The 26,990-nt window shown below is 62.1% G+C and carries 23 protein-coding genes; 13 read left to right on the forward strand and 10 right to left on the reverse strand.

Going from position 1 to position 26,990, the window contains the following annotated elements; translation table 11 throughout:
* Positions 1-270 precede the first annotated feature (270 nt).
* From ACO6VD_RS19010 to rarD, 5 genes are all read left to right on the forward strand, one after another.
* Positions 271-918: a DedA family protein gene (locus tag ACO6VD_RS19010; protein ID WP_422421274.1), complete on the forward strand. Its 648-nt coding sequence runs from the start codon at positions 271-273 to the stop codon at positions 916-918.
* Between the two features lie 9 nt (positions 919-927).
* Positions 928-1,743, forward strand: a complete 816-nt coding sequence (locus ACO6VD_RS19015) for a zinc-dependent peptidase (RefSeq protein ID WP_422421276.1) — start codon at positions 928-930, stop codon at positions 1,741-1,743.
* A 91-nt stretch (positions 1,744-1,834) separates the two neighbouring features.
* Entirely contained in the window at positions 1,835-2,362 is a 528-nt protein-coding gene (ppa, locus tag ACO6VD_RS19020; RefSeq protein WP_007933577.1) for an inorganic diphosphatase, read from the forward strand.
* A 135-nt stretch (positions 2,363-2,497) separates the two neighbouring features.
* Positions 2,498-3,472, forward strand: coding sequence for a serine/threonine protein kinase (locus ACO6VD_RS19025; RefSeq protein WP_400174061.1), 975 nt, complete (start codon positions 2,498-2,500; stop codon positions 3,470-3,472).
* A 63-nt stretch (positions 3,473-3,535) separates the two neighbouring features.
* Positions 3,536-4,423 (forward strand): EamA family transporter RarD, encoded by an 888-nt coding sequence (rarD, locus tag ACO6VD_RS19030; protein WP_422421279.1) that lies wholly within the window; start codon positions 3,536-3,538, stop codon positions 4,421-4,423.
* Between the two features lie 329 nt (positions 4,424-4,752).
* Here rarD and ACO6VD_RS19035 read toward each other — a convergent pair whose 3' ends face one another.
* Entirely contained in the window at positions 4,753-5,271 is a 519-nt protein-coding gene (locus ACO6VD_RS19035) for a glycine cleavage system protein R (RefSeq protein ID WP_400174059.1), read from the reverse strand.
* 434 nt (positions 5,272-5,705) lie between these two features.
* Here ACO6VD_RS19035 and ACO6VD_RS19040 point away from each other — a divergent pair, with 434 nt between their 5' ends.
* Entirely contained in the window at positions 5,706-7,883 is a 2,178-nt protein-coding gene (locus tag ACO6VD_RS19040) for a malate synthase G (protein ID WP_422421281.1), read from the forward strand.
* A 71-nt stretch (positions 7,884-7,954) separates the two neighbouring features.
* Here ACO6VD_RS19040 and ACO6VD_RS19045 read toward each other — a convergent pair whose 3' ends face one another.
* Positions 7,955-8,398 carry a response regulator gene (locus ACO6VD_RS19045; protein WP_422421283.1) on the reverse strand — a complete coding sequence of 148 codons (444 nt, stop codon included), beginning with the start codon at positions 8,396-8,398 and terminating at the stop codon, positions 7,955-7,957.
* Between the two features lie 234 nt (positions 8,399-8,632).
* On the opposite strand from ACO6VD_RS19045, the gene ACO6VD_RS19050 reads away from it, so the two are divergent.
* From ACO6VD_RS19050 to ACO6VD_RS19080, 7 genes are all read left to right on the forward strand, one after another.
* The gene (locus ACO6VD_RS19050; RefSeq protein WP_422421285.1) at positions 8,633-10,570 is read left to right on the forward strand and encodes a DUF294 nucleotidyltransferase-like domain-containing protein; all 1,938 of its coding nucleotides are present in this window, start codon (positions 8,633-8,635) and stop codon (positions 10,568-10,570) included.
* A 41-nt stretch (positions 10,571-10,611) separates the two neighbouring features.
* Positions 10,612-11,271, forward strand: a complete 660-nt coding sequence (locus ACO6VD_RS19055) for a PolC-type DNA polymerase III (protein WP_422421314.1) — start codon at positions 10,612-10,614, stop codon at positions 11,269-11,271.
* 95 nt (positions 11,272-11,366) lie between these two features.
* Positions 11,367-11,885, forward strand: a complete 519-nt coding sequence (locus ACO6VD_RS19060; protein WP_400174054.1) for an RNA polymerase sigma factor — start codon at positions 11,367-11,369, stop codon at positions 11,883-11,885.
* Positions 11,882-12,838: a FecR domain-containing protein gene (locus ACO6VD_RS19065; protein ID WP_422421287.1), complete on the forward strand. Its 957-nt coding sequence runs from the start codon at positions 11,882-11,884 to the stop codon at positions 12,836-12,838. The genes ACO6VD_RS19060 and ACO6VD_RS19065 overlap by 4 nt, the downstream gene beginning before the upstream one ends.
* 187 nt (positions 12,839-13,025) lie before the next feature.
* Entirely contained in the window at positions 13,026-15,449 is a 2,424-nt protein-coding gene (locus ACO6VD_RS19070) for a TonB-dependent siderophore receptor (RefSeq protein ID WP_422421289.1), read from the forward strand.
* A gap of 8 nt (positions 15,450-15,457) precedes the next feature.
* The gene (locus tag ACO6VD_RS19075) at positions 15,458-16,591 is read left to right on the forward strand and encodes a PepSY-associated TM helix domain-containing protein (RefSeq protein ID WP_422421291.1); all 1,134 of its coding nucleotides are present in this window, start codon (positions 15,458-15,460) and stop codon (positions 16,589-16,591) included.
* Positions 16,588-16,770 (forward strand): hypothetical protein, encoded by a 183-nt coding sequence (locus ACO6VD_RS19080; RefSeq protein WP_422421292.1) that lies wholly within the window; start codon positions 16,588-16,590, stop codon positions 16,768-16,770. Before ACO6VD_RS19075 ends, ACO6VD_RS19080 begins: the two co-directional genes overlap by 4 nt.
* A gap of 144 nt (positions 16,771-16,914) precedes the next feature.
* Here ACO6VD_RS19080 and ACO6VD_RS19085 read toward each other — a convergent pair whose 3' ends face one another.
* From ACO6VD_RS19085 to glnE, 8 genes are all read right to left on the reverse strand, one after another.
* Entirely contained in the window at positions 16,915-18,357 is a 1,443-nt protein-coding gene (locus tag ACO6VD_RS19085) for a lipopolysaccharide kinase InaA family protein (protein WP_422421294.1), read from the reverse strand.
* The gene (locus ACO6VD_RS19090) at positions 18,357-19,109 is read right to left on the reverse strand and encodes a lipopolysaccharide kinase InaA family protein (protein ID WP_422421296.1); all 753 of its coding nucleotides are present in this window, start codon (positions 19,107-19,109) and stop codon (positions 18,357-18,359) included. Before ACO6VD_RS19090 ends, ACO6VD_RS19085 begins: the two co-directional genes overlap by 1 nt.
* On the reverse strand, positions 19,106-19,840 hold the full coding sequence (locus ACO6VD_RS19095) for a lipopolysaccharide kinase InaA family protein (RefSeq protein WP_422421297.1): 735 nt from the start codon (positions 19,838-19,840) through the stop codon (positions 19,106-19,108). Before ACO6VD_RS19095 ends, ACO6VD_RS19090 begins: the two co-directional genes overlap by 4 nt.
* A complete protein-coding gene (rfaP, locus tag ACO6VD_RS19100; protein WP_422421299.1) occupies positions 19,840-20,646 on the reverse strand; it encodes a lipopolysaccharide core heptose(I) kinase RfaP in 807 nt (268 codons plus the stop codon). Before rfaP ends, ACO6VD_RS19095 begins: the two co-directional genes overlap by 1 nt.
* Positions 20,643-21,767 carry a glycosyltransferase family 4 protein gene (locus tag ACO6VD_RS19105; RefSeq protein WP_400172031.1) on the reverse strand — a complete coding sequence of 375 codons (1,125 nt, stop codon included), beginning with the start codon at positions 21,765-21,767 and terminating at the stop codon, positions 20,643-20,645. Before ACO6VD_RS19105 ends, rfaP begins: the two co-directional genes overlap by 4 nt.
* Positions 21,767-22,825 carry a lipopolysaccharide heptosyltransferase I gene (gene waaC / locus ACO6VD_RS19110; RefSeq protein WP_422421301.1) on the reverse strand — a complete coding sequence of 353 codons (1,059 nt, stop codon included), beginning with the start codon at positions 22,823-22,825 and terminating at the stop codon, positions 21,767-21,769. Before waaC ends, ACO6VD_RS19105 begins: the two co-directional genes overlap by 1 nt.
* A complete protein-coding gene (gene waaF / locus ACO6VD_RS19115) occupies positions 22,826-23,875 on the reverse strand; it encodes a lipopolysaccharide heptosyltransferase II (protein ID WP_422421302.1) in 1,050 nt (349 codons plus the stop codon).
* A 157-nt stretch (positions 23,876-24,032) separates the two neighbouring features.
* Positions 24,033-26,969, reverse strand: coding sequence for a bifunctional [glutamate--ammonia ligase]-adenylyl-L-tyrosine phosphorylase/[glutamate--ammonia-ligase] adenylyltransferase (gene glnE / locus ACO6VD_RS19120; RefSeq protein WP_422421304.1), 2,937 nt, complete (start codon positions 26,967-26,969; stop codon positions 24,033-24,035).
* Positions 26,970-26,990 lie beyond the last annotated feature (21 nt).

Genomic DNA, 26,990 nt, shown 5'->3' on the forward strand with positions numbered 1-26,990 from the left:
CGGTGGGAGCGGGCTTGCCCCGCGATGCAATGTGACTGACACCCCGCAATCGCGGGGCAAGCCCGCTCCCACCGAGATAAGAGCATCAGCCTTCACTTCTCTGGAAATCCGCCGCTACAAACTGCCCAGGCACAATCCTGCCGCCGCCGTATAATGCGCCCCCCAAAATGTGTGAAACTTTACCCACCACGCGGGTAGCGGCTGATCGCATTCGCATTGCCAGTCATCGCATGCCCCACGATCGGGTTCAAAAGAACACAGGTGCTGTACATGGATTTCAACCCGCTGGACCTTATTCTGCATCTCGATACCTACCTCGATTTGCTGGTCAACAACTACGGCCCATGGATCTACGCGATCCTGTTCCTGGTGATCTTCTGCGAGACCGGTCTGGTGGTCATGCCGTTCCTGCCCGGTGATTCCCTGCTGTTCATCGCCGGCGCCGTAGCCGCTGGCGGCGGCATGGACCCGGTACTGCTCGGTGGCCTGCTGATGGCCGCAGCCATTCTCGGCGACAGCACCAACTACGTGATAGGTCGAACGGCTGGGGAACGGCTGTTCCGCAACCCCAATTCGAAGATCTTCCGTCGCGACTACCTCGAGCAGACCCACAACTTCTACGAGCGCCATGGCGGTAAAACCGTGACCTTGGCGCGCTTCCTGCCGATCCTGCGCACCTTTGCACCTTTCGTCGCCGGTATCGCCAAAATGCATTACCCCCGCTTCCTCGGCTTCAGCGTCGCCGGCACTGTGCTGTGGGTCGGCGGCCTGGTGACCCTCGGCTACTTCTTCGGCAACGTACCCTTCATCAAGCAGAACCTGTCGCTGATGATCGTCGCGATCATCCTGCTGTCGCTGGTGCCGATGATCATTGGTGTAGTGCGCAGCCGTATGCACCGCCCCGCCAAGGTCAACTAAGCCCAGGCCATGTGGTCACTGAGCGCCTGGCGCCGTCGCCGCACCCTGGCCCGTCACCCCGTCGACCCGCAGCGCTGGCAGCGGGTTCGCGGGCGTCTGCCGATACTCGACGGGCTGAGCGACGACGAAGACCGCAGGCTGCGTGAAGCCTGCGTGCTGTTCCTGCACGACAAACACCTCAGCGCCCTGCCCGGCGTCGAACTGGACGGCGAGCAACGTCTGTTCCTCGCCGCCCAGGCCCAGCTGCCGTTGCTGCACCTGGGCGAGCTGAACTGGTATCAGGGCTTCCACGAGATCGTGCTGTATCCCGACGACTTCCTCAGCCCCCAGCGCCACCGTGACGCCAGCGGCGTGGAACATGAATGGAATGGCGAGCACAGTGGCGAAGCCTGGCAACAGGGCCCGGTGATCCTGGCCTGGCCTGGCGTTCTGGCCAGCGGCGGCTGGGAGGGCTACAACCTGGTCATCCACGAATTGGCGCACAAGCTCGACATGCTCAACGGCGACGCCAATGGCCTGCCGCCGCTGCACAACGACATGCGCGTCAGCGAATGGGCCACGGCCATGCAAGAGGCCTACGACGACCTCAACCGCCAGCTTGACCGCAACCCGGACGCCGAGACCGCCATCGATCCCTATGCGGCGGAAAACCCGGCAGAGTTTTTCGCCGTAACCAGCGAATACTTCTTCAGCGCCCCCGACCTGCTCAACGACGCCTACCCCGCGGTGTACCAGCAGTTACACAGTTTTTACCGCCAGGACCCACTGGCCCGCCTGCAGCTTTTGCAGCGCAGCCACCCGCATTACCGGCAGTCGCAGGACTGACACTGCCGGACATCAGGGCGGACGTGGCAAGCAGGGCGGAATGTGCCTATAATCGCGACCAATTTTTGGCCAAACATGGGGGCACTGCCCAATGAGCTACAGCAAGATTCCGGCTGGCAAAGACCTGCCGAACGACATCTACGTCGCCATCGAGATTCCAGCCAACCACGCCCCGATCAAGTACGAGATCGACAAGGACAGCGATTGCCTGTTCGTTGACCGTTTCATGGCCACCCCGATGTTCTACCCGGCCAACTACGGTTACATCCCTAACACCCTGGCCGACGACGGTGATCCGCTGGACGTGCTGGTTGTTACCCCGTACCCGGTAGCTCCAGGCTCGGTTATCCGTGCCCGTCCGGTCGGCATCCTGAACATGACCGACGACGGCGGCGGCGACGCCAAAGTCATCGCCGTACCGCACGACAAGCTGTCGCAGCTGTACGTCGACGTCAAAGAATACACCGACCTGCCAGCGCTGCTGATCCAGCAGATCGAGCACTTCTTCGCCAACTACAAGGATCTGGAGAAGGGCAAGTGGGTCAAGATCGAAGGCTGGGACGGCGCTGACGCCGCCCGCGCTGCGATCACCAAATCGGTTGCTGCCTACAAAGGCTAAGCAACCCTTAACAAAGAGCCCCGCTAATGCGGGGCTTTTTGTTTTTTGGCGAAAGCAACCATGCGTGGAGACCGGCTTTTATCGTGGGGGCGGCAATGTGCGATACCATGCAGGGAATCGCACGCAGGAGCAGACATGTCGCACCCCTTCGAAACCCTCACCCCCGACCTGGTCCTCGACGCAGTGGAGAGCATAGGCTTTCTCAGCGATGCCCGCGTTCTGGCGCTCAACAGCTACGAGAACCGCGTCTATCAGGTAGGTATCGAAGATGCTGAACCGCTGATCGCCAAGTTCTATCGCCCCGACCGCTGGACCGACGCGGCGATTCTTGAAGAACACAGCTTCACCGCCGAACTGGCCGATTGTGAAGTGCCCGTGGTAGCACCACTTATCCACAAGGGTGAAACCCTGTTCGAACACAGCGGCTTTCGCTTCACACTGTTCCCACGTCGCGGCGGCCGCGCCCCGGAGCCTGGCAACCTGGACCAGCTCTATCGCCTTGGCCAATTGCTCGGCCGTCTGCATGCGGTCGGCGCCACCCGCCCATTCGAGCACCGTGAAGCGCTGGCGGTGGATAACTTCGGGCATGCCTCGCTGGCTACCCTGCTCGAAGGCAACTTCGTCCCCAAAAGCCTGCTACCGGCTTTCGAGTCAGTGGCCCGCGACCTGCTCAAGCGGGTCGAAGCCATTTATGCCAGCACCCCGCACAAGACCATCCGCCTGCACGGTGACTGCCACCCCGGCAACATGATGTGCCGCGACGAAGTCTTCCATATCGTCGACCTCGACGACTGCCGCATGGGCCCCGCTGTCCAGGACCTGTGGATGATGCTTGCCGGCGACCGTCATGAACGTCTGGGCCAACTGGCTGAACTGATGGACGGCTACAACGAGTTCCACGATTTCGACCCACGCGAGCTTGCCCTGATTGAACCCCTGCGCGCGCTGCGCCTGTTGCACTACAGCGCCTGGCTGGCACGGCGCTGGGATGATCCGGCGTTTCCGCGCAGCTTCCCCTGGTTTGGCCAGGAGCGTTACTGGGGCGATCAGATTCTTGCCCTGCGCGAGCAGATGGCGGCACTGGATGAAGAACCGCTGAAATTGTTCTGAAGCGCGCCCAAGTCTGTCTACAATAGCGGAGCTTTTAGATAGCTGCCTAAGCAAGGAATTTGCATGCACGCCGCCAACCCGCGCCGCGGGTACATCCTGGGCTTGACCGCCTACATCATCTGGGGCTTGTTCCCGCTCTACTTCAAAGCGCTGCAAAGCGTTCCAGCAGTAGAAATCATTGTCCACCGTGTGCTCTGGTCAGCGCTGTTCGGCTCGCTGCTGTTGCTGGTCTGGAAGCATCCGGGCTGGTGGCGCGAACTGCGCGACAATCCCAAACGCCTGGCAATCCTGGCGCTCAGCGGCTCGCTGATTGCCGGCAACTGGCTGACTTACGTCTGGTCGGTGAACAACGGCCGCATGCTTGAAGCCAGCCTGGGCTACTACATCAACCCGCTGGTCAACGTACTGCTCGGCATGATGCTGCTCGGTGAGCGACTGCGACGCCTGCAGTGGGTAGCGGTCGGCCTGGCCGCCCTCGGTGTGGCCCAACAGGTCTGGCAAGTCGGCAGCCTGCCCTGGGTTTCGCTGGTGCTGGCACTGAGCTTTGGCTTCTACGGCCTGATCCGCAAAAAGGCCCCTGTCGCGGCCTTGCCGGGACTGGTGGTGGAAACCTGGATGCTGGTACCGCTGGCAATCGGCTGGCTGCTGCTAAATCCCATGGCCCATAGCGCCCAAGCGAGCTTCTACAGCACCAGCGAAGCGTTGTGGCTGGTAGCTGCTGGGCCGGTCACGCTGATCCCGCTGGTGTGCTTCAACGCCGCCGCCCGCCACCTGCCCTACACCACCCTGGGCTTCCTGCAGTACCTGGCGCCGACGCTGGTGTTGCTGCAAGCCGTGCTGCTGTTTGGCGAGCACTTGTCGAGCAGCACTCTGGTTGCCTTCATGTTTATCTGGGCAGGTCTGGCGCTGTATAGCGTCGATGCCTGGCTGAGCCTGCGCCGGCGCAGCTGATCAAAAAACGTACAAATCTCTGCAGGTCACGTAGATCGTGGCCTGCAGCAACCTCTCCCAAGGTTATCCACACCCTCATCCCCGTGCTTTGTGCACAAGCCACTGATTATTGATGGTTTTTTGCTCAATTGGCGCAAACGCCCGCTATGACTGGGCTGGCGAACGATCCCCCCAGGTTATCCACAGGGCCATCCCCGTGAATCCGGGATAACCCCAATACTGCTCTATTCCCTGTAGGAGCGGATTTATCCGCGAAGTCCGCAAGTGTGGCGCCAAACCGGGCCTGCTACGCAGTCCATCGCGGATAAATCCGCTCCTACAGGCCTGAATCAATCCTCCGGGCGCAGCTTTAGCTCCACCATCAAGTCATCCGCCAGTTCTTCAAGCTTGGCCTGAAGCACATCGAGAGAAAGTGTCAAAGGCATCGCCAGCAACGCATCGGCGTGAAACAGCGGCTCGCTGCTCATGGGTGCCGGGCGCACCTCGGTGGTCAGGCGCTCGACGTTGACGCCCTGATCGGCCAGCAAGCGCGTAATGTCACGCACGATACCCGGACGATCATTGCCCACCAGTTCCATGGCGATCGGCTTCCAGGTGCAGGACGGTTCGATGCCGCTCTTGGCAATCAGCACGCGAATATCATGTTTGCCCAAGGCCTCCAGGGCCCGGACCAGCTCTTCGTAGGACTCGGCCGGCACTGCCACTTTGAGGATCCCGGCAAACTGCCCGGCCATGCGCGACATGCGGCTCTCCAACCAGTTACCGTTATGCTCGGCAATGCATTCAGCAATACGTTCGACCTGACCGGCTTTGTCGGGAGCGATTACTGTGAGTACGAGATGATCCACGCGGTAACCCTCTGCTTTTAAAGGTTCAGCCCCTGAAATCAAGGGGCGCGGAGAAAGTATAGGCAAGGCGCGGCAACCTGCCGCAGCAGCCTTTGATGACCAATCGTGTACTGTTTCAAGATTTATCTGGAACAATCTGCCACTTTTTTGAGAACATACTGTCTCCCAGCGTGACCTTCTGCGATCAAATGGTCGCAGAACGACGTATTTAGTCTGATTTTCACAACCGCAGCGCATCATGTAGTATGCCGCAGCGTGGACTACAAAACGTCGAATCGATGTCTGCCATGGCGCCTGTGAAAATACGCGAACCGCTCGCCAGCCCGTCTGGCAGGCAGCACCCAGCCGCCCGTCGGGCATGTTCTGGTGCCGTGTTTAGAGAAGCGCGCAAGGCCTAAATAGAAGAGCAATAGCTGAGCAGAGTGAGGCAAGCAATGACTGAACACGTTCAAGTCGGTGGCCTTCAGGTCGCCAAAGTCCTGTTCGACTTCGTGAACAACGAAGCCATTCCCGGAACCGGCGTCAACGCCGAGCAGTTCTGGGTGGGGGCAGAAAAGATCATCAACGACCTCGCTCCAAAGAACAAAGCACTGCTGGCCAAACGTGACGCACTGCAGGCACAGATCGATGCCTGGCACCAAGCGCGCAAAGGCCAGGCTCACGATGCCGTGGCTTACAAAGCCTTCCTCCAGGACATCGGTTACCTGCTGCCAGAAGCAGCAGACTTCCAAGCCTCGACCCAGAACGTCGATGACGAAATTGCCCGCATGGCCGGCCCGCAACTGGTTGTACCAGTGATGAATGCGCGCTTTGCCCTGAACGCTTCCAACGCCCGCTGGGGCTCGCTGTACGATGCCCTGTACGGCACCGACGCCATCAGCGAAGCCGGTGGCGCGGAAAAAGGCAAAGGCTACAACAAGGTACGCGGCGACAAGGTGATTGCCTTCGCCCGCGCCTTCCTCGACGAGTCCGCGCCGCTGACTGCCGGCTCGCATGTCGACTCAACGGCCTACCGCATTGAAGGCGGCAAGCTCGTCGTTGCCCTCAAAGGTGGCAGCAACAGCGGTCTGCGCGATGACGCCCAACTGATCGGCTACCACGGCGACGCTGCGGCGCCGACTGCCATTCTGCTCAAGCACAACGGCCTGCATTTCGAAATCCAGGTCGATGCCAGCACCCCGGTCGGCCAGACCGACCCTGCGGGGATCAAGGACGTGCTGATGGAAGCCGCCCTGACCACCATCATGGACTGCGAAGACTCGGTTGCCGCTGTCGACGCGGATGACAAAGTGGTGATCTACCGCAACTGGCTCGGCCTGATGAAGGGTGACCTCTCGGAAAGCGTCAGCAAAGGCGGCCAGACCTTCACCCGGACCATGAACCCGGATCGTGAATACGCCGCCCCAAACGGTGGCTCGGTGACCCTGCACGGTCGCTCCCTGCTGTTCGTGCGTAACGTCGGCCACCTGATGACCATCGACGCCATCCTCGACAAGGACGGTAACGAAGTGCCAGAGGGCATCCTCGACGGCCTGGTCACCAACCTTGCCGCGATCCACAACCTCAACGGCAACACCAGCCGCAAGAACAGCCGCACCGGCTCCGTGTACATCGTTAAACCGAAGATGCACGGCCCGGAAGAAGCGGCGTTCACCAACGAGCTGTTTGGCCGCATCGAAGACGTGCTGGGCATGAAGCGTAATACGCTGAAAGTCGGCATCATGGACGAGGAGCGCCGCACCACGGTCAACCTCAAGGCCTGTATCGAAGCAGCCAAGGAGCGCGTGGTGTTCATCAACACCGGCTTCCTCGACCGTACCGGTGACGAGATTCACACCTCCATGGAAGCCGGCGCAGTCGTGCGCAAGGGCGCCATGAAAACCCAGAAGTGGATCGGCGCCTACGAGAACTCCAACGTCGATATCGGCCTGGCCACCGGTCTGCAAGGCCGTGCCCAGATCGGTAAAGGCATGTGGGCCATGCCGGACCTGATGGCCGACATGCTCGAGCAGAAAATCGCTCACCCGCTGGCCGGTGCCAACACCGCCTGGGTACCTTCGCCGACCGCCGCTGCACTGCATGCACTGCACTACCACAAGGTCGACGTGTTCGCCCGTCAGGCAGAACTGGCCAAGCGCGCCCCGGCATCGGTCGATGACATTCTGACCATCCCGCTGGCACCAGACACCAACTGGTCGGACGAAGAAAAACGCAATGAGCTGGACAACAACGCCCAGGGTATCCTCGGCTACGTTGTGCGCTGGATCGATCAGGGCGTGGGTTGCTCGAAAGTGCCGGACATCAATGATGTCGGCCTGATGGAAGACCGCGCCACCCTGCGGATTTCCGCCCAGCTGCTGGCCAACTGGCTGCGTCACGGCATCGTCAGCGAGGCCCAGGTGCTGGAAAGCCTCAAGCGCATGGCGCCGGTGGTCGACAAGCAGAACGCCAACGACCCGCTGTACCGCCCACTGGCACCGGACTTCGACAACAACATCGCCTTCCAGGCGGCGGTCGAACTGGTGGTAGAAGGTACCAAGCAGCCGAACGGCTACACCGAGCCAGTGCTGCATCGTCGTCGTCGTGAGTTCAAGGCCAAGAACGGTCTGTAATCGCGTCGCCTTCATCGCGGGTCAAGCCCGCTCCCACACGCTGTGGGAGCGGGGTTGAACCGCGATCTTCTTCAAATGACTTCCAACTCCTTTCGCACCCGCTCCATCAGCTTGTCCAGATCAATCGGCTTGAGCAGAAAGTCGACGACGCTCAAATGCATCGCCGCAATGGCGTCAGGGACGTCGGCATCACCGGACACGATGATGATCGGCAACTCGGCTTTGTCCGATTCGCGAATCTGCCGGATCAGCTCCAGACCATCAAACGGCCCCATTCGCAGGTCAGTAATCAGCAGACCAATCCCCCGCTCTCCCTTCAGGCATGCCAGGGCCCGTTCGGCATTTTCCGCCGTCACGCACTTGATACCCTTGATTTTCAGGTAACTGGCCAGCGCCTCTCGCGCCACCGGATTGTCATCGACGATCAATACTTTCTGTGGCGCAGCCCGCGGCGCCGTAACCGTTGCCAGTGCTTCACGTTCGGCATCACTCAGTATGTCTTCTTGGTCGGGCATGGCTGTCTCATCATCAATGACCCGGAAAATATCCTTTGAATCAAGTTCAGACGGGTTTCGATCGCCTTGCAACCCGTCTTCGTCGGCAAATTGACACCCGTCGTGTTTCTCACCCTCGCCGTCGCCCTGTTTAGACTTACGTCCAATGGGCACTGGGGCCCCTGCGGCCGACCATGGAGGTCGAAAACAACAAGGTCGATGTGCACAGCTCGACACAAATACGCGGTAATGCTCATGAGCAAAATGGACGCCTTCACCCAGGCCGGAAAAACTGCAGTCATGCAGAACATCCAGGGCACCCTGCAGTTCCTGCAACGCTTTCCTCCGTTCAACCAGATGGAGAACGCCCACCTGGCGTTTCTCGTCGAACAGTGCCAGCTGCGTTTTTATGCGGCCAAAGACAGCATCATCAAGCCCGCCGACGGGCCCGTCGAGCACTTCTATATCGTCAAGCAAGGCCGGGTGGTCGGTGAACGCCAGCACGTTTCCCGTCCTGGAACCGAGACCACATTCGAGATCACCACGGGCGAGTGCTTTCCCCTGGCCGCGTTGCTCGGCGAACGCGCCACCCGCACCGAACACGTGGCCGGCGAAGACACCTTCTGCCTGCAACTGAACAAGGCCGCGTTCATTCGTCTGTTCGCCCTCTCCGAGGTATTTCGCGACTTCGCCCTGCGCGGCGTCAGCAGCCTGCTCGACCAGGTCAACCAACAGGTCCAACGCCGTGCGGTGGAAACCCTCGGCACCCAGTACTCGCTCAACACCCGCCTGGGTGAACTGGCCATGCGTCACCCGGTGGTCTGCGAACGGCACACCCCCCTGCGCGAGGCCGTGGCCCTGATGCACGAGCAGCAGGTCGGCAGTATTGTCATCGTCGACGAGCAACGCTTCCCTGTCGGCATCTTCACCCTGCGCGACCTGCGCGAGGTGGTGGCCGACGCCGGCGCCGATTTTGCCCAGCCGATTGCTGGCCACATGACCCTCGAGCCTTTCTACCTGAGCCCCCAGGCCAGTGCGTTCGACGCGGCCATTGCCATGACCGAACGGCACATCGCGCATGTTTGCCTGGTCGAAGACCAGCGCCTGTGCGGCGTGGTCTCCGAACGCGACCTGTTCTCCCTGCAACGTGTCGACCTGGTGCACCTGGCGCGCACCATCCGCCATGCCACGCGGATCGAAGGCCTGGTGTCGCTGCGCGGCGAGATCGGCCAACTGGTCGAACGCATGCTGGCCCATGGTGCCTCTTCAACACAGATCACCCAGATCATCACCCTGCTCAACGACCACACCGTGTGCCGGGTGATCGAGCTGGCGATCCAGGACAAAGGCGATCCGGGCGTGCCGTTCAGTTGGCTGTGCTTTGGCAGTGAAGGCCGGCGCGAACAGACCCTGCACACCGACCAGGACAACGGCATCCTTTTCGAAGCCCGCGATGCCGCCCACGCTGCCGAGCTCCGTGGCCGCCTGCTGCCGCTGGCCCAGCACATCAACCAGGGCCTGGCGCAATGCGGCTTTACCCTGTGCAAGGGCAACATCATGGCCGGTAATCCCGAGCTGTGTCTGTCCCGTGCCGAATGGGCGCGGCGCTTCGCTGCTTTTATTCGCGAAGCCACACCGGAGAACCTGCTGGCCTCAAGCATCTATTTTGACCTGCGGGTGGTCTGGGGCGACGAGACGGCCTGCGAACAATTGCGCCAGAGCATTCTTGAGCAGGTCGCCGATAACCGCCTGTTTCAGCGCATGATGGCCGACAACGCCTTGCGCCAGCGGCCGCCGGTAGGCCGATTCCGTGAATTCGTACTGACCCGCCAGGGCAGTGACAAGGCCGCCACCCTGGACCTCAAGGTTCAGGGCCTGACTCCCTTCGTCGACGGCGCCCGCCTGCTGGCCCTGGCCAACGGCATCAGTGCCAACAACACCTTGGAACGCCTGCGTGAGCTGGTAACCCGCGAAGTGATCGACCCGCTCGATGGCGCCGCCTATGAAGAGGCCTACCACTTCATCCAGCAAACCCGGATGCAGCAACACCAACTGCAGAGCCGGCAGAACCTGCCGTACTCCAACCGCGTCGATCCGGACAGCCTCAATCACCTGGACAGGCGCATCCTGCGCGAGTCCCTGCGTCAGGCCCAACGCCTGCAGAGCAGCCTGGCCCTGAGGTATCAGTTGTGAGTCTGTTCACCTGGCTGCGACCTCGACAAATCGACGAGCAGATACGCCTGCGGGCCGCTCAGCTGACACCGGCAGCCGCGCTCAATGAGGAGCCACTGCGCAAGCAACGCTGGGTGGTGCTGGACCTGGAAACCAGCGGCCTGAACACCCAACGCGATCAGGTATTGTCGATAGGTGCGGTGGTTATCGAAGACGGTGCCATCGACTTCAGCCAGCAGTTCGAGCGCACCCTGTACCAGCGCGACCACAAACTGACGTCCAGTGTGCTGATTCATGGCCTGGGGCCCAGCGCCATCGCTGCGGGCTGCGATCCGGCTGAGGCATTGCTCGACCTGATGGACTTTATCGGCGACAGCCCGGTGCTGGCCTTCCACGCGCCGTTCGATCAACGCATGCTCGCACGCGCCTTGAAAGACCACCTGGGCTATCGCCTGCAGCACCCGTTCATCGATGTCGCCGAGCTTGCACCGCTGCTGAATCCGCAGATCACCCTGCGCGAAGCGGGGCTTGACGACTGGACAGCCTGTTTCGGCCTCGAGGCGATTGAACGGCACAACGCCAGTGCCGATGCCATGGTCACCGCCGAACTGGCCTTGATCCTGTTCAGTCAGGCCCGCCGTCAGCAGCTGGACAGTCCGGCGCAGCTTGACCGACAACTGCAGCGTTGGCGGCGCCGACAGCAACAGAGTCACGGTTTCTAACATCATCCGATGAGCGTCAATTGCGTTTCACAAGAAGATTCTGTAACAATCGCGAATAATTCTCGTTAGTTAACACATCTTTTTCGGGGAACGACTTGTCGTCCGCACAGAGCCCACACAGTGAGCTGGTCGGTACGCTCTACCGCGACCATCGCAGTTGGCTACTCGGCTGGCTACGGCGTAATATCGCCTGCGCCGAGCGAGCCGAAGACCTGAGCCAGGACACCTTCGTGCGCCTGCTCGGCCGCGATCAGTTGCCCGCACCGCGTGAACCCCGAGCCTTTCTCCTGTCGATCGCCAGGGGGCTGCTGTTCGATCACTTTCGCCGCGCAGCACTGGAGCAGGCCTACCTGGCCGAGCTAATGCTGATCCCCGAAGCCGAACAACCATCCCCGGAAGAACAACACCTGATTCTCGAAGACCTCAAGGCCATTGACCGTCTGCTGGGCAAGTTGTCGAGCAAAGCCCGCGCGGCGTTCCTCTACAACCGTCTCGACGGTCTGAACCATGCGCAAATTGCCGAACGCCTGGGCGTTTCGGTCTCCCGTGTGCGCCAGTACCTGGCCCAGGGTATGCGCCAGTGCTACATCGCCCTGTACGGCGAGCCGACATGAACAGCAAACCGGTCAGCGCCCGCGTGCTGGATGCGGCGATTGCCTGGCAGCTGTGCCTGGATTCAGGTAGCGGCAGCGCCGACGAACGTGCTGAGTTCGCTCGCTGGCACGCTGCCAGTGAGGAACATGCGCGCGCCTGGATGCAGCTGGGCATGCTCGACCAACGCTTCAGCGCCGCAGCCGGACCTGCACGCCAGGCCTTGCTGCAATCGCGCGCAGGCCTGCGCCAGCGCATACGCAAAGCAGGCAGTGGCCTGGCCAGCCTGGTGCTGGTGGCTGGCTTGCTGAGCTGGGTCAGTACCTATCAGTCGCTGGGCTACTGGCTGGCTGACCAACGCACGGCCACCGGTGAGCAACGCACCTTGCGCCTGACCGACGGCACCCTGATCAGCCTCAATACCCATTCGGCGGTAGACATACGCTTCGATGAAAAAGAACGCCTGATTGTCCTGCACGAGGGCGAGATTTCCATCGAAACCGGACACAAGGACGATCGTCCCTTTGTCGTTGCCACCGAAGACGGGCGCATGCGTGCGCTGGGCACGCGCTTCCTGGTCAAAGTGGAGGATCAGGGCACGCGTCTGAGTGTCTTGCAGTCGGCCGTGGCGGCCAGACCGCAAGACAGTGGCGACGAGCAGATTCTGCATGAAGGCCAGCAGGTGCTGATGAGTCATGACCGGCTCGGCCAGATTGCCGGCCTGAATCTCGGTGCCGACGCCTGGACCCGCGGCATGCTGGTGGTCGACAACGTGCGCCTGGGTGACCTGATCGACGAACTGGGCCGTTACCGCAGCGGCCATCTGGGCGTTGCGCCAGAGGTAGCCGAGCTGCGCATTACCGGCAGCTTCCCGCTCAACGACACCAACCTGGCCCTGACCTCGTTGCTGCCGACCTTGCCGGTGCAGATCGAACAGCACACCCCGTGGTGGGTGACGGTGGTGGCGCGGCCTTAAGACCCTGATCGCGGGGCAAGCCCGCTCCCACCGAGTTCACCTGTGGGAGCGGGCTTGCCCCGCGATGAACTGCGCCAGCAGCTCCATCTGGAATATAAATCAAAATAATTTTCACTACCCCCTGACACTTTTCTCAACTCACTCGGCAAGGAAGCTAGTTAGCACTTATCCGTCGAGGAGCCGCTGCATGACCCGTGTCTTTGAAAGTTTCCTGCGTCCCAGCCTGCTGGCCATGGCCATTGCCCTGTCCGCCCCGCTGGTGAGCACCCAGCTGGTTGCCGCCGAGCAATCCAGCTTGCGTAGTTACGACCTGCCCGCGGCACCGCTGTCGAGCACACTGACCCAGATCGCCAGCCAGGCCGGTATTGCCCTGAGCCTGGACCCGAGCCTGGCCAGCGGCCGCACCTCGGCACCGGTCAACGGCCAGTACAGCGGCGTCGGCGCCCTGCAAGCGGCATTGCGCGGCACCGGCCTGCAGCTGCAGCAAAGCAGCGCCGGCACCTACACCCTGGTAGCGACGCCTGAGGGTACCCTGGCACTGCCGGAAACCAGCATCAACGCCACCGGCGATTATGAAAGTGCCTGGGGCCCGGCCACCGGTTTCACTGCTACCCGTACCGCAGCGGGCACTAAAACCGACACCCCGATTGTCGAAATCCCGCGCTCGATGACCGTCATCACCCGCGAGCAACTGGATGACCGTCAGGTCCTCAACCTCAACGATGCCCTGCGCTACACCGCTGGTGTACAGAGCAGCGGCTACGCCTCCGACCCCCGCTCCGACTGGCTGCGGGTCCGCGGCTTCGACCCGACCCAGTTCCTCGATGGCTTGCCACTGCCAAAAGGCTCGTTCGCCAACCCTAAGGTCGAACCGTGGAACCTTGAGCGCATCGCCGTGCTGCGTGGCCCGGCCTCGTCCATCTACGGCCAGACGCCGCCAGGCGGTATGCTCGACATGGTCAGCCGTCGCCCACAGGCGGACAGCGCCCACCAGGTCGAAGCGCAGGTTGGCAGCAACAACCACCGCCAGATCAACTTCGACAGCACCGGCAAAATCGATGATGAGGGCCAGTTCCTCTACCGCGTCAGCGGTGTCGTACGCGACAGTGACTCGCCAACCGATCATGTCCCGGACAAGCGCTACAACCTTGCACCCAGCCTGACCTGGAACATGGATGAAGACACCAGTCTGACCTTCATCACCCAGTTCACCCGCGACGATACCGGCATCTCCGGGCAGTTCCTGCCGATTCAAGGCACCAAACTGGATTCGCCGGCCGGCGACATCTCCCACCACAAGAACCTCGGCGATCCGGACTGGGAGTTCTACGACCGCACCTACTACGCGCTCGGGTACGCCTTCGAGCATCGCCTCAATGATGTCTGGCAATTCCGCCAGAACCTGCGCTACACCAAGAGCGACCTGTCGTTCCAGGGCATCAACGTAGCGACCATGAACAACGGCACCATCCAGCCTGACGGTACGGTCCCGCGGGAAACCGGTATCGTCAACGAAGACATCAGCCAGTTCGCCGTTGATAACAACTTCCAGGCCGACTTCCAGACCGGTGCCCTGACCCACACCTTGTTGATCGGCCTCGACCATCAACGCTCCAACACCAACTACAAGTGGGACTACGGCCTGAGCTTCAGCGTGCCGCCAGGCAACGTGATCAATCCTCCGTATGGCCAGGACTTCTCCAACGTCCAGTACTTCACCATGTATGACTACAACCAGAAGACTCGCCAGACCGGTGTCTACGTTCAGGACCAGATCGCCCTGGACAACTGGCGCCTGACCCTGGGCGGCCGTGAAGACTGGGTGCACACCGGCACCACCTTCAATAACCTCAACGACGCCACCAGCACCGAACGCGACACCGCCTTCACCGGCAACATCGGACTGAGCTATGTCTTCGACAATGGTGTGACTCCATACATTTCTTACACCGAGTCGTTCCAACCGACTACCGGTGCTGCGGTTTCGGCCACCGAGTCATTCAAACCGACCGAGGGTCGCCAATATGAAGTGGGCGTGAAGTATCAGCCGGTGGGCAGCAAGAACCTGTACACCGCTGCGGTGTACGACTTGCGCCAGGAGAATGTGAAGGTCGCCGAAGGCAACCTGACCCGTCAGGTGGGCGAGCTGCAGGTCCGCGGCCTTGAACTTGAGGCAACCACACAGGTGACCGACAACCTCAAACTGATCGGTTCCTACAGCTACACCGACACCGAAATCCTCAAGGGCGCGGCCAACGAGCAAGGCAATCGCATGGCCCTGATCCCGCGCAATCAGGCCACCCTGTGGGCTGACTACACCTGGTACAACGGCCTGCTCGACGGCTTCGGTATCGGCGGTGGTGTGCGCTATGTCGGCGACAACTACGGCAATACCGCCAACACCGATCTGGCCCATGTTGGCTCCTACACCGTCTACGACGCCTCGGTCCATTACGACCTCGGCCGCAAGATCAGCACCCTTAAAGGCATGACCGTCGCGGTCGAAGCCAAGAACCTGTTCGACAAGGACTACCTGGCCAACTGCGACGGTTACTGGTGCTACTACGGTGACGAGCGCAACGTGGTTGCCAGCGTGAACTACAAGTTCTAAGGGCGTTAATGAAAAGCCAAACCATACGCCGCTGGTCCTTCATCCACACCTGGACCAGCCTGATCTGCACCCTGTTCCTGCTGATGCTGGCAGTGACCGGTTTGCCGCTGATCTTTCATCACGAGATCGACCACCTGCTGGGCGATGCTCCAGAGCTGAAGGAAATGCCGGCCGACACGCCGAAACTGGACCTGCAGCAACTGGTGCTCAAAGCCCAGGCCCATCGCCCCGGCGATGTCATGCAGTACTTCGGCTGGGATGAGGACGACAGCAATGGCGTGATCGCGATCATGGCGGCTACTGCGGGCACCGAGCCGAACTCGTCGCATACCTTCATGCTCGATGGCCGTACGGGTGAGGCGGTGGAAATGCCTTCGGCCAACGGTGGCTTCATGATGACCATGCTGCGCCTGCATGTGGACATGTTTGCCGGCCTGCCCGGCAAACTGTTGCTGGCGTTCATGGGCGTGTTGTTCGTTGTCGCGATCATCTCCGGCACGGTGCTCTATGCACCGTTCATGCGTCGTCTGAAGTTCGCCACGGTACGCCATGAAAAATCGCCGCGACTGCGCTGGCTCGACTTGCACAACCTGATCGGCATCGTCACCCTGACCTGGGCCCTGGTAGTGGGCGTGACCGGGGTGATCAGTGCCCTGTCGGACCTGGTCATCGCGGCATGGCGCAACGACAGTTTGAGCGCGATGGTGGCGTCGTATCGCGACGCTCCGCCGTTGACCGAACTGGCGCCCGTTAGCCGGGTCCTGGATATCGCTGCCGAGGCTGCGCCAGGGATGGTGCCGGATTTTATCGCCTTCCCCGGCACGCGCTTTTCCAGCGAACATCATTACGCTGTGTTCATGAAGGGCGGTACGCACCTGACAGCCCACTTGCTGACGCCGGTACTGATCGATGCGACGACACTGGCAGTGACCGCTGTTGGCGAACGGCCCTGGTACATGGACGCAATGGGACTATCCCAGCCGCTGCACTTCGGTGACTACGGTGGACGGCCAATGCAGATTCTCTGGGCCGTGCTGGACGTCCTGACGATCATCGTCCTGGGCAGTGGCGTGTACCTGTGGGTGGTGCGCCGTCGAGCCACAGCCACGGTGCCGACCGCGCAGGCGGAGGTAGCAGGATGAAACGCAAGACATCAAGTCTGTGGGCGGTGTTTGGTATGCCTGCTGTGATCGCACTATTCGGTACGGCAGGTCTGTTTGCAGCATTGCTGGGGGATGGTTGGTGGGATGCGCTGGCGTGGGTCGGGCTGGGATTACCAGCCTGGTTCAGCCTGCGGGGTTTCTGGCCCGCTTCCAGATAGCAATCGCGGGGCAAGCCCGCTCCCACAGTGTGTGGGAGCGGGCTTGCCCCGCGATGGATCCGTCCGCCAACTTTGGCAGAAACCCTGCCGCGAGGACCACCCCCCCCCGCGAGGTGGGGGGAGGTGGTCTCCCCCCGCGATGGATCAGTCAGCCAGCTTCGGCAGACACTCATCCAGCCGCTTGTGCAGTGCACTGCCACTCGGCCAGTTACGCAACAGCCGCGCCCGGTCACGGGCAAAGGCAGGCGCGAAGCTGAGCTGGGTGGCATGCTGGCACATGGCGTCGAGATCGATCAGTGACCACTGACCGTTCTGCCAGAACAGGTTGTGCCCCTTCATGTCGCCATGGCTGATGCGCTCATGGATCAGCTGCTTCAACAGTGCCTGCAAGGCCTGTAGCTGTGCTTCCGGTACTTCGCCGCTTTCAACGTAAGGCGCAAAGCATTCGATCAGGTCCGGCCCGTCCGCGTACTCGGTTATCAGGTAGGCACGGCTGCGCAAGCCCATCACCCGCTGCTCCAGCACCGCCAGTGGCCGCGGCGTGGCGATGCCGAGAAACTCCAGGCGGTGCCCTTCGATCCACGAATGCCAGGCCCGGCTCGGGCGCCAGAAGCGCTTGAACCAGTGCGCGGTATTCTTGATGTTGTAGCGTTTGAGCACCAATGGCCGCCCATCCACTTCAACCCGCGCGACACTGGCGGCACCACCGGTCTTGTACAGGTGGCCCTGGTCGATAAGCGTGTCGGCCTGTTCCAGCACCGGCAGCAAAGCCGCCAGTTCGTTGCGGCGAATCGAACGCAAGCCGGACAGGCCGCGCTCGACGCTGAACAGCGTGCACTCGCGCCCGGCCTTCTCCAGGTAATCCTTCAAGCGCCAGCTGCGCACCTTGTCGATCTGCTTCTGCAGGGCTTCCAGTGGCAGCGCATGCTCGGCGTTAGCCAGCAGGTAATGCACCAGCAGTTCTTCGATAAAGGGTTCCAGGCGCTTGGGCAGTTGCGCGAAGAGGACGCCAAGATTCTGCAACACCTGCGGGCGAGACAGAGGCTTGCCCAGGGACTCAGCCTTGATCCCGGCACCATCGATCAGGTACAGCTGGCCGCCATGGCGCAACAGGTTGTCCAGGTGCAGGTCTTCCTGCCACAGCCCCTTGGCGTGCATCTGCCCTACTGCTGCCAACGCTTCACCAAGCACCAGCTGCTGTTCGTCTGCCAGTGGCGGCAAAGCTTCGACTTCAGCCCAGGCGTCGGCCAGGCTTTGCGCACCTTCGAGAAACTCGAACAGCAACCAGCCGCCTTCGCCTTCACGCAAACCATCAGCCAGCAACAACGGCGTCGTCAGCCCTTGCGCCGCCAGTAGGCGCGCACCTTCAAGTTCACGCTGAAAATGCCGGGAAGCACTGCCGCCCACCAGCAGTTTTGCCAGCACCGGCTTACCGCGCCAGATACCGGCACCCACATAGCGCTGCCCAGGCAATACCCGTAGCAGGCTGAGCAGTTGCAGCTCGGCACTGCCAGCGGCGTCGGCCAGGCTAATGCTCAGGGGCAGATCCGGGTGACGCCCGGCATCCTTGAGTTCGGACAAACGCATCAGCGAGCCTCTTTCTCACGGCGGCGGCGCGTCAGGCGCTGCAGCCAGTTGTCGACCAGGGTGCTGTCGGTGGCCTGGTCCAGGTAACTGGCCAGCAGCAGACGCACTTCAGCTTCGCTCCAGTTCGGCGCACGGCGCAACAACGGTTCAAGGTCCTTGAGCCGGTCACGCATGCCCAGCAGCAGCGGCCGGGTCTTCTCCAGGTCGATCAGTTGCGCCAGCCAGCCATCGCTGCGCTCACGCAGGAAGATGTGCTTGGGATAGAAACAGCCATGCACCTGACCGGCCGCATGCAGCGTACGCGCCAGCAGGCCGCAGGCACGCAGGATGCCTTGACGCTGGCCAATGTCCAGCGTCGGCCATTGCCCAAGCAGGCCATCCAGATCGCTCCACTCGTCCAGCGCGCGAGTCAGCAGGATCGCCCGGCGCTCGCCGTCGATCGTCCGCTCACCGTAATAGACGGCCTGCAGCGCCGGGATCCCGAGCTTCTGGTAGCGGCTGATATTGCGAAACTCGCGGGCAAAAGTCGGCTCACCGAAGGGCCGATGCAAGGTCCGGGTCAGGTAGTCGCTCTGGCGCTTGAGGTAGTAGCCCTTACCCTCCAGCTCCAGGCGATAAACGCTGCTCCAGCCACCGCGGCCGGTATTGGGTTCATCAACCGCATCAAGCTGTAGCGCCCAGAGCTGGTCGAAACCGTTCAGACCATGGCGCTCAAGCAGTGCCGTCTCGGCACTGGCGAGGAAATCAGTCATTCGCGTCCCTCGAAAAACGTCACGACATGCCGGATACGGCGCTTGTCCGCCGCATTCAGGCGCTCGCGCCCGCGATACTGCAAGTAAAAGCGCAAACGCTGGGTGGTCGACAAGTGATACTTGGCGACTTTGTCCAGGCAAGCCAGGTCCTTGGTAATCCGGTAGCGCAGCATGAAGCCCCACCAGAAGTCGCCGGTCGGGCAGTCGATCAAGAATAGACTGGCCTGGTCATCGACCAGCAGGTTGCGCCACTTCAGATCGTTATGGGTGAAGTGGTGATCATGCATGACCCGGGTATGCCGGGCCAACTGGCGGCTGACGTGGTCGACCCAGCCGCGATCAGCCAGGCGTGCGTCCTTGCGTTCAGCCAGTGCCGAGAGGTCTTCGGTGCGTGGCAGCTCGCGGGTGATCATCGCCCCGCGGCCAAAAGCCAGGCCATTACGCTCCAAGCCCCAGGCGATGACCTTGGCGGTGGGAATATCCCACTTGGCGAACTGTTTGAGGTTCTGCCACTCAGCCTTGATCCGCGGACGCCCCAGGTAACGGCGCAAGCCTTTGCCGGCACCGGTATAGCGTTTGACGTAATAGTTGACCCCATCGCGCTGAACCCGGATCACTTCACTCAGCGGATCGTGGGTCAGGCGTTCGCCCTGCAAGGCAAAGACTGCATCGATACTGCCAAAGTCCGCCGCCAGCGCCTGATAATCAGGCTCCAGTGTCCAACCCGCCATCAGAGCGCATCCCCGTATCGTTGTTTACGCTCGTAGAGCTTCTGCGCCTTGCCTTCCAGCCAGCGCAGCAGCGCGGCTTCTTCAGCAAGGATCTGACGCAGCGGTTGCTGGAAGTAACCACGCAGGAAGCGCAGTTTGTCGCGCCGGGTCAGGCCGATGTCCAGCGCCGAGAAATACAGCGCGGCCAGGTCCTTGTTGCGCCAGCGCCGGGAGATGGTCGCCCGGGTCTGTGCGCGGTGCAGGTCGATCACCGAGAGTTTGAAATCTTCAGCCGTCACTTCACGATCAGTGTGCAACAGGAAGTGGCAGATGTAGCAGTCGCGGTGGTTAACCCCGGCGCGGTGCATCATCCCGGTCATGCGCGCCACCTCGGCAATCAGCGCGCGCTTGAGGCGCGGCGCAGGCGGTTGCTTGACCCAGTCGATGCTGTAGTCTTCGAGGCTGATGGTCGGCGCCAGTTCTTCAGTGACGATGAACGAATGCTGCGCGGCCGGATTGCTGCCACGCTCGCCATAGGCGACGGCAGTCATGGTCGGTACACCGACCTCATGCAGACGCTGGATAGCCTGCCACTCCTGGCCGGCACCCAACACCGGCAGCTTGGCGCTGAACAGGTTCTTGAAGATCTCGCCCCAGCCGATGCCGCGGTGAATCTTGACGAAGTAGCCACGCCCCTCGACTTCGGTGCGCAGGGTACGGCGGCCTTCCAGCTCGCGGTACACCTGGCCCTGCAGGCCTTCCACGGCGTCGAAGGCATCGCGCCCGGCCCACAGGCGTTTGAATGGCTCGGCCAATATCAGTTTCATTTACGCTCCGGGGCCAGGATCACATCGGCGGCATGCTCGGGCATGCTGTAGAGGTCGGCGCTGTCGGCGAACGCCAATCCGTTGCGTGCCCAGCTGGCACGCGCCGTGTCGTCTTCAAGCATGCGTTGCAGGTACTGATTGAGCTGCTCCTGTTCAAACGGCTCATCAAGCACCAGGCCGCTGTCGGCTTCGGCAATGTAATGGGCATAACCACAGACCGCCGAGACCAGCACCGGCAAGCCGGCGACCAGCGCTTCGAGCAACACCGTGCCGGTGTTCTCGTTGTAGGCCGGGTGAATCAACAGGTCTGCGCCGAGCAGGAAACGCGGGATGTCGCTGCGCCCCTTGAGGAACTGCACCTGATCGGTCAGACCGAGGGTCGCGCTCTGCAGCTGGAACACCTTGGGATCATCCTGGCCGATCACCATCAGCCGCGTACGCTTACGCAGCGCCGACGGCAAGGCCGCCAGGGCCTTGAGGCTGCGATCGACACCCTTGGTCTTGAACCCGGAGCCGATCTGCACCATCAGCAGTTGGTCGTCCTTGAGGTCGAATTCACGGCGAAACTCGGCGCGAATCTCGGCGGCATTGGCCGGTGCCCGACGGTCCTGGGAAATCCCCGGTGGCAGCAAGTGGAAACGCTCCAGCGGTGTGTCGTAATGCTTGATGAACAACGGCTGCTGGACTTCCGAGATCATCAGGATCTCGGTCTTGGCATCCTTGGCAAACACCGCCCGCTCGTACTCGGCAAAATGCCGGTAGCGGCCCCAACGCCGGTACAGCGAGTTACGCAGGGTTTGTGCCTTGTCTTCAAAGCAGCCGTCGGCGGCGTAGTAGACGTCGAGCCCGGGCATCTTGTTGAAGCCGATCAGACGGTCCACCGGACGCTTGGCCAGGTCTGCCTCCATCCAGGCGCTGAGTTTTTCGTTGCGCCGATGGTTGAACAGCGCCTTGACCGGCGCGACCAGCACTTCGAAACCTTCAGGCACATCGCCTTCCCAGATCAGCGTGTAGACGCGGATCTGATGGCCACGGCGCTGGCATTCCAGGGCAATGCGCATGAAATCGCGCTGCAGGCCGCCGAAGGGGAAATATTTGTACAGCACAAAAGCCAGTTGCATTAACGAACATCCTCAGCCAGCAGCAACGCGCGCAATTGGCTCGCCACACGCTCGGGATTCAGGCGAGTGAAGCACAATGGCCACTCGCGTTTGAGATCGAACCGGCGCTGATCGTCAGCGCTCGGTTTATACGTACATTTCTTCTGCAGGCAGGGCGCACAGGCAAAGTCGCTGGCCAGGTGGACCTGCGACTTGCCGTAGGCACCGGTCAGCCCCGGGTTGGTCGGGCCGAACAGGGACAGGGTCGGCACATCCAGTGCCGCCGCCAAATGACCGAGACCGGTATCCACCGCCACACAGGCTTTGGCGGCTGCCAGCACGCGAGCAACACCGGCCAGATTCAATTTGGGCAGTACCTGGCAATTGTTCAAGCCCTTGGCGATACGCTCGGCGCGTGCCTGCTCGGCCGGGTTGCCCCATGGCAGGCGCACCTCAAGGCCTTGCTGGCCGAGGCGCTCGGCCAACTGCCGCCAATAGGCCTCGGGCCAATGCTTGGTAGCCCAGGTGGTGCCATGCAGGAACACCACGAACGGCGCTGCCGGTGGCAACTGCAGGCGATTGAGGTCAAGGCCGTAATCACCGAGGCCGGCGGGCAGGTCGTAGCCCAACGCCAGGGCAAACAGTTGGCGCACCCGTTCTACCGCATGCTGCCCACGCTGCACCGAAAAACGCCGGTCGTAGAAGCGGCTGGACAGCCCTTCACGTGCCGAATAACGGTCGAGCCCAGCCACTGGCGCCTTGACGTAGCGGGTCAGCCACGCGGACTTGACCAGGCCCTGGGCATCGATCACCAGGTCATACTTGGTCTCACGCAAACGCTGCTTGAACTGGCGCCACTCGCCATTCTTGAAGGTCTGCCAGAGGTTCTTGCGCCAGCGGCGAATCGCCACCGGGATAACCTTGTCCACCGCCGGGTGCCAGCTGGGAATCTCGGCAAAGCCTTCCTCGACCACCCAATCGAAGCGAATGCCGGGAATCGCCCGGGCCGCATCGGTCAGGGCCGGCAGTGCATGAATCACATCGCCCAGGGAAGAGGTCTTGATCAGCAATACCCGCACTTAGTCGACCTCGGCCATGACATCGATCAGGTTCGGACCGTTGAGGCGCTGCAACGCAGCCACCACCGCCTCGGGTTCGAGCTGACGCAAGCAGTTGTAGTGGCCGAAACGGCAGGTGCGGTCGAAACACGGACTGCACTCCAGGCCCAGGCGCACCACTTCGACCTGATCGGCCAGCGGTGGGGTGAAGCCCGGCGAAGTCGAACCGTAGACCGCCACCAGCGGCCGGTTGAGGGCGGCGGCGACATGCATCAGCCCGGAATCGTTGGAGACCACGGCATCGCTGCACGACAGCAGATCGATGGCTTCGGCCAGCGAGGTTTCACCACTGAGATTGCTGGCTTCTTCACGCAGGCCGGGAATCAACCGGTCGCGAATCGACTCGCCCACGGCATGGTCGTTCTTCGAGCCGAACAGCCAGACCTGCCAGCCTTCGCGGATCTTGGCTTCGGCCACTTTGGCGTAATGCTCCGACGGCCAGCGCTTGGCCTCGCCAAACTCCGCCCCCGGACACAACGCCAGCACCGGTCGATCCAGGCTCAGGCCGAACTTGGCCAGAGCGGCATCGCGACTGGCGGCCTCGATCTGCAGGCTCGGGCGCGGATAGGGTTTGGGCAACTCGGCACCCGCCGGGTAGGCCAGCGCCATAAAGCGCTCGATCATCAGCGGATAACGCGCCTTGTCCAGCTTGCGCACATCGTTGAGCAGGCCGAAGCGCAGCTCGCCGCGCCAGCCGGTACGCTTGGGAATACCGGCAAAGAACGGCACCAGCGCCGACTTCAGCGAGTTGGGCAGCAGGATCGCCTGGTCATATTGACCGGCCAGGGACTTGCCGATGCGTCGCCGGGTCGCCAGTTCCAGCGCGCCATGGCCGAGCGGAAAGCTCAAGGCCTGGCGAACTTCAGGCATGCGTTCGAGGATCGGCCGGCTCCACTCGGGGGCCAGCACGTCGATCACACACGCCGGATGTTGCTGCTTCAGGCAATGGAACAGGGTTTGCGCCATTACCATGTCGCCCACCCAGCTGGGGCCAATGATCAAAATTCTCATGCTTTATCCAGAAACGATCAGGGAGGCTGCAGCCTGTCCGCGAACAGCCTGGCCTCCCCTCTTTATATTCAGGCTATATAACGACCAGTGTACGCCACTCGGGCTGTAGTGTGGTCCTGGCAGGCTTCCTGCCGCCTGGTTCGCCTGGTTCAACGGCTCATGTCAGTCCCAGTTCAGCCCAGATACGCCGCACTTCACGACGTTCCTGCACAAACTGCGAGGCATCGATCACTCCGGCCTGCTTTTGCAGGGCCTGGCGGTGCGCGGCCGAGCGGAACGCCTTGTACACCTCACGCAGCAGCACCGCGTCGCTGGCGGGCATCAGCCCAGCCTGTTCGAGCTCTTCGAGGATACGGATGTTGTCGGTCCAGCGCAGCAGTTCCGGATGGTCGTGAGACCAGGCCAAAGCGGCGTATTGCACCATAAATTCGATATCGACGATACCACCGGCATCTTGCTTGATATCAAAGGGCACACCGCTCTCGAACGCATTGGCGCCGGTACCGGCCGCACTGACCCTGGTCCCCAGGTTGTCGCGCATCTTGGCGCGCATCTCGCTGACCTCGGCTTGCAGCTTGGACAGGTCGCGGGCCTTGCCGAGCACCCGCGCGCGCACCGCTTCGAACGCCGTCCCCACCTGTGAGCAGCCGACCAGCACCCGCGCCCGCACCAGGGCCTGATGCTCCCAGGTCCAGGCCTCGTTCTGCTGATAGCGCTCGAAGGCGCCCAGCGAACTGACCAGCAGGCCCGACGCGCCGGAAGGACGCAGGCGCATATCGACGTCGTAGAGCTGTCCGGAGTTGGTCTGGGTGGTCAGCAGGTGAATGATCCGCTGGCCCAGACGGGTGAAGAACTGGGCACTGTCGATCGGTTTGGCACCGTCGGTTTCAGCCTGTGGGTCGCCGTCATGGATGAACACCAGGTCAAGGTCGGAGCCATGACCCAGCTCGATGCCGCCGACTTTGCCATAACCAATGATGACGAACCCTGGATCACACAGACTGCCGTCGCTGCGCTTGGGCTGACCATGACGCGCCACGGTCTGACGCCAGGCCAGGGCCAGCACTTCATTGAGGATGGCTTCGGCCAGCCAGGTCAGGTAATCGCTGACCTTCATCAGCGGCAGGTTACCGGCGATCTCAGACGCCGCCACGCGCAGGTTGTGCGCCAGTTTGAAGTGGCGCAGCGCTTCCATCTGCTGCTCAAGATCGTCCTCGGGAATCCGCGTCAGCCGCTCACGCAACTCGGCTGCCAGCTCCGGCGCCAGCGGCGGGCTGAACAAGCGGCCCTCGTTAAGCAACTCATCGAGCAGCAGCGGGAAGCGGGTGATCTGTTCGGCGATCCACGGGCTGGCGGCGCACAGGGTCAGCAAGCGGCGCAGCGCCCCCGGGTTCTCGGTCAGCAACACCAGATAGGCCGAGCGCCGGGCTACCGCTTCTACCAGCGGTAGCACCCGCTCCAGCACCAGATCCGGGTCGGCATGCTCCACCGCCTGAGCCAGCAAACGTGGAATAAAGGCGTCGAGGCGCTCGCGCCCCAGGCGCTGCATGGCCCGCAGCTGCGGACTGGCGCGCAGCGCGGCAAGCTGCTTGAGCGCCTTGCCCGGATCGGCAAAGCCGGCGTCTTGCAACTGACGGCAAGCAGCCTCCTCATTCTGGACCTCTTCCCACAGCGGCAGCCATTCACCGCCGACTATCTCTTCACCCTCTTCGCCTTCATCTTCATCCGGATCGGCGATGACCTGACGGAAGTGCCAGTCGATTCGCCCGCGCCAGTGCATCAGTTGGTCACGGAAGCTCGCCCAGTTGCTAAAGCCGAGCATGAAGGCAATGCGCACGCGGTCCAGCTCATCATCCGGCAGCATCTGGGTCTGCCGGTCGGCAATCGCCTGGATCGCGTGCTCGGTGTAACGCAGGAACTCGTAGCCCTCGCGCAGTTCGGCAACCACTGCAGGCGGCAGGTAACCCTGTCCTTCAAGCATTGCGAGGACTTTCAGCAAGGGCCGCTGCTGCAGGCTCAGGTCGCGTCCGCCATGGATCAGCTGGAACGCCTGGGCGATGAACTCGACCTCGCGAATGCCGCCAGCGCCCAGCTTGATGTTGTCGGCCATGCCCTTGCGCCGCACTTCCTGCTGGATCAGCTGCTTCATGGTGCGCAGCGCTTCAATCGCGGAAAAGTCCAGGTAACGCCGGTAAACGAATGGCCGCAGCATATCCAGCAGCTGTGCACCGGCCACCTGATCACCGGCCACGACCCGCGCCTTGATCATCGCGTAGCGTTCCCAGTCGCGGCCCTGGTCCTGGTAGTACTGCTCCAGCGCATTGAAGCTGAGCGCCAGCGCGCCGGCCGAACCGTAAGGACGCAGGCGCATGTCGACGCGGAACACGAAGCCGTCGACGGTGATCGGGTCCAGGGCCTTGATCAGACGCTGTCCCAGGCGGGTGAAGAACTCCTGGTTATCCAGCGAACGCTTGACCCCTTCGGTCTCGCCGCCTTCAGGGAAGGCGAAGATCAGGTCGATGTCCGACGACAGGTTCAGCTCGACCGCGCCCAACTTGCCCATGCCCAGCACGACCATATGTTGTGGCAGGCCACTGCGATGGCCGATGGGTGTACCGAACTGCTGGCAATGCCGCGGGTACAGCCAGTGGTAGGCCTGATCGATGCAGGCGTCGGCCAGGTCCGACAGGTCACGACAGGTCTGCACCAGGTCGGCCTGGCGGTTCAGGTCACGCCAGATGATCCGCACCTGCTGGCGGCTGCGCTGCCGACGCAGGTTGCGCGCCAGCTCGTCTTCGCTCTCGGCAGCTTGAGTGGCAGCGGCAATCTGCGCGCACAACTCGCCCGCTGCAAAGCTGCGGTCGAGTTCGCCGCTGGCGACCAGATCGAGGAGCATGGCCGGATCACGCAGCGCTTGTTCGAAGACAAAATCGCTGGCCGCGGTGACCCGGGCAAACTGCGCCCAACGCTCTAGTGTCCAGCTATCGAGCGATAACGAAGGTGTCTGGGCAACCGCGTCACGCAACGATTGCTCGCTGCGACTGACAAACGGCGCAAGGGTGGCGGGCACAGCGGCCAGCAATGGCAGGCTCATGGTCTATCCTTGATCGGCGAG

The organism is Pseudomonas sp. GZD-222, from assembly GCF_049310525.1.
GTDB lineage: Bacteria > Pseudomonadota > Gammaproteobacteria > Pseudomonadales > Pseudomonadaceae > Aquipseudomonas.

Excerpts from the sequence above, each read along its gene's own strand:
- ppa (WP_007933577.1), top strand. The coding sequence starts at position 1,835 with ATGAGCTACAGCAAGATTCCGGCTGGCAAAGACCTGCCGAACGACATC.
- ACO6VD_RS19075 (WP_422421291.1), top strand. The coding sequence starts at position 15,458 with ATGAAAAGCCAAACCATACGCCGCTGGTCCTTCATCCACACCTGGACC.
- ACO6VD_RS19080 (WP_422421292.1), top strand. The coding sequence starts at position 16,588 with ATGAAACGCAAGACATCAAGTCTGTGGGCGGTGTTTGGTATGCCTGCT.
- waaF (WP_422421302.1), bottom strand. The coding sequence starts at position 23,875 with ATGAGAATTTTGATCATTGGCCCCAGCTGGGTGGGCGACATGGTAATG.
- ACO6VD_RS19085 (WP_422421294.1), bottom strand. The coding sequence starts at position 18,357 with ATGCGTTTGTCCGAACTCAAGGATGCCGGGCGTCACCCGGATCTGCCC.
- ACO6VD_RS19095 (WP_422421297.1), bottom strand. The coding sequence starts at position 19,840 with ATGGCGGGTTGGACACTGGAGCCTGATTATCAGGCGCTGGCGGCGGAC.
- ACO6VD_RS19045 (WP_422421283.1), bottom strand. The coding sequence starts at position 8,398 with ATGCCCGACCAAGAAGACATACTGAGTGATGCCGAACGTGAAGCACTG.
- ACO6VD_RS19015 (WP_422421276.1), top strand. The coding sequence starts at position 928 with ATGTGGTCACTGAGCGCCTGGCGCCGTCGCCGCACCCTGGCCCGTCAC.
- rarD (WP_422421279.1), top strand. The coding sequence starts at position 3,536 with ATGCACGCCGCCAACCCGCGCCGCGGGTACATCCTGGGCTTGACCGCC.
- ACO6VD_RS19105 (WP_400172031.1), bottom strand. The coding sequence starts at position 21,767 with ATGCAACTGGCTTTTGTGCTGTACAAATATTTCCCCTTCGGCGGCCTG.
- ACO6VD_RS19065 (WP_422421287.1), top strand. The coding sequence starts at position 11,882 with ATGAACAGCAAACCGGTCAGCGCCCGCGTGCTGGATGCGGCGATTGCC.
- glnE (WP_422421304.1), bottom strand. The coding sequence starts at position 26,969 with ATGAGCCTGCCATTGCTGGCCGCTGTGCCCGCCACCCTTGCGCCGTTT.
- ACO6VD_RS19010 (WP_422421274.1), top strand. The coding sequence starts at position 271 with ATGGATTTCAACCCGCTGGACCTTATTCTGCATCTCGATACCTACCTC.
- ACO6VD_RS19050 (WP_422421285.1), top strand. The coding sequence starts at position 8,633 with ATGAGCAAAATGGACGCCTTCACCCAGGCCGGAAAAACTGCAGTCATG.
- ACO6VD_RS19090 (WP_422421296.1), bottom strand. The coding sequence starts at position 19,109 with ATGACTGATTTCCTCGCCAGTGCCGAGACGGCACTGCTTGAGCGCCAT.
- ACO6VD_RS19025 (WP_400174061.1), top strand. The coding sequence starts at position 2,498 with ATGTCGCACCCCTTCGAAACCCTCACCCCCGACCTGGTCCTCGACGCA.
- ACO6VD_RS19040 (WP_422421281.1), top strand. The coding sequence starts at position 5,706 with ATGACTGAACACGTTCAAGTCGGTGGCCTTCAGGTCGCCAAAGTCCTG.
- ACO6VD_RS19070 (WP_422421289.1), top strand. The coding sequence starts at position 13,026 with ATGACCCGTGTCTTTGAAAGTTTCCTGCGTCCCAGCCTGCTGGCCATG.
- rfaP (WP_422421299.1), bottom strand. The coding sequence starts at position 20,646 with ATGAAACTGATATTGGCCGAGCCATTCAAACGCCTGTGGGCCGGGCGC.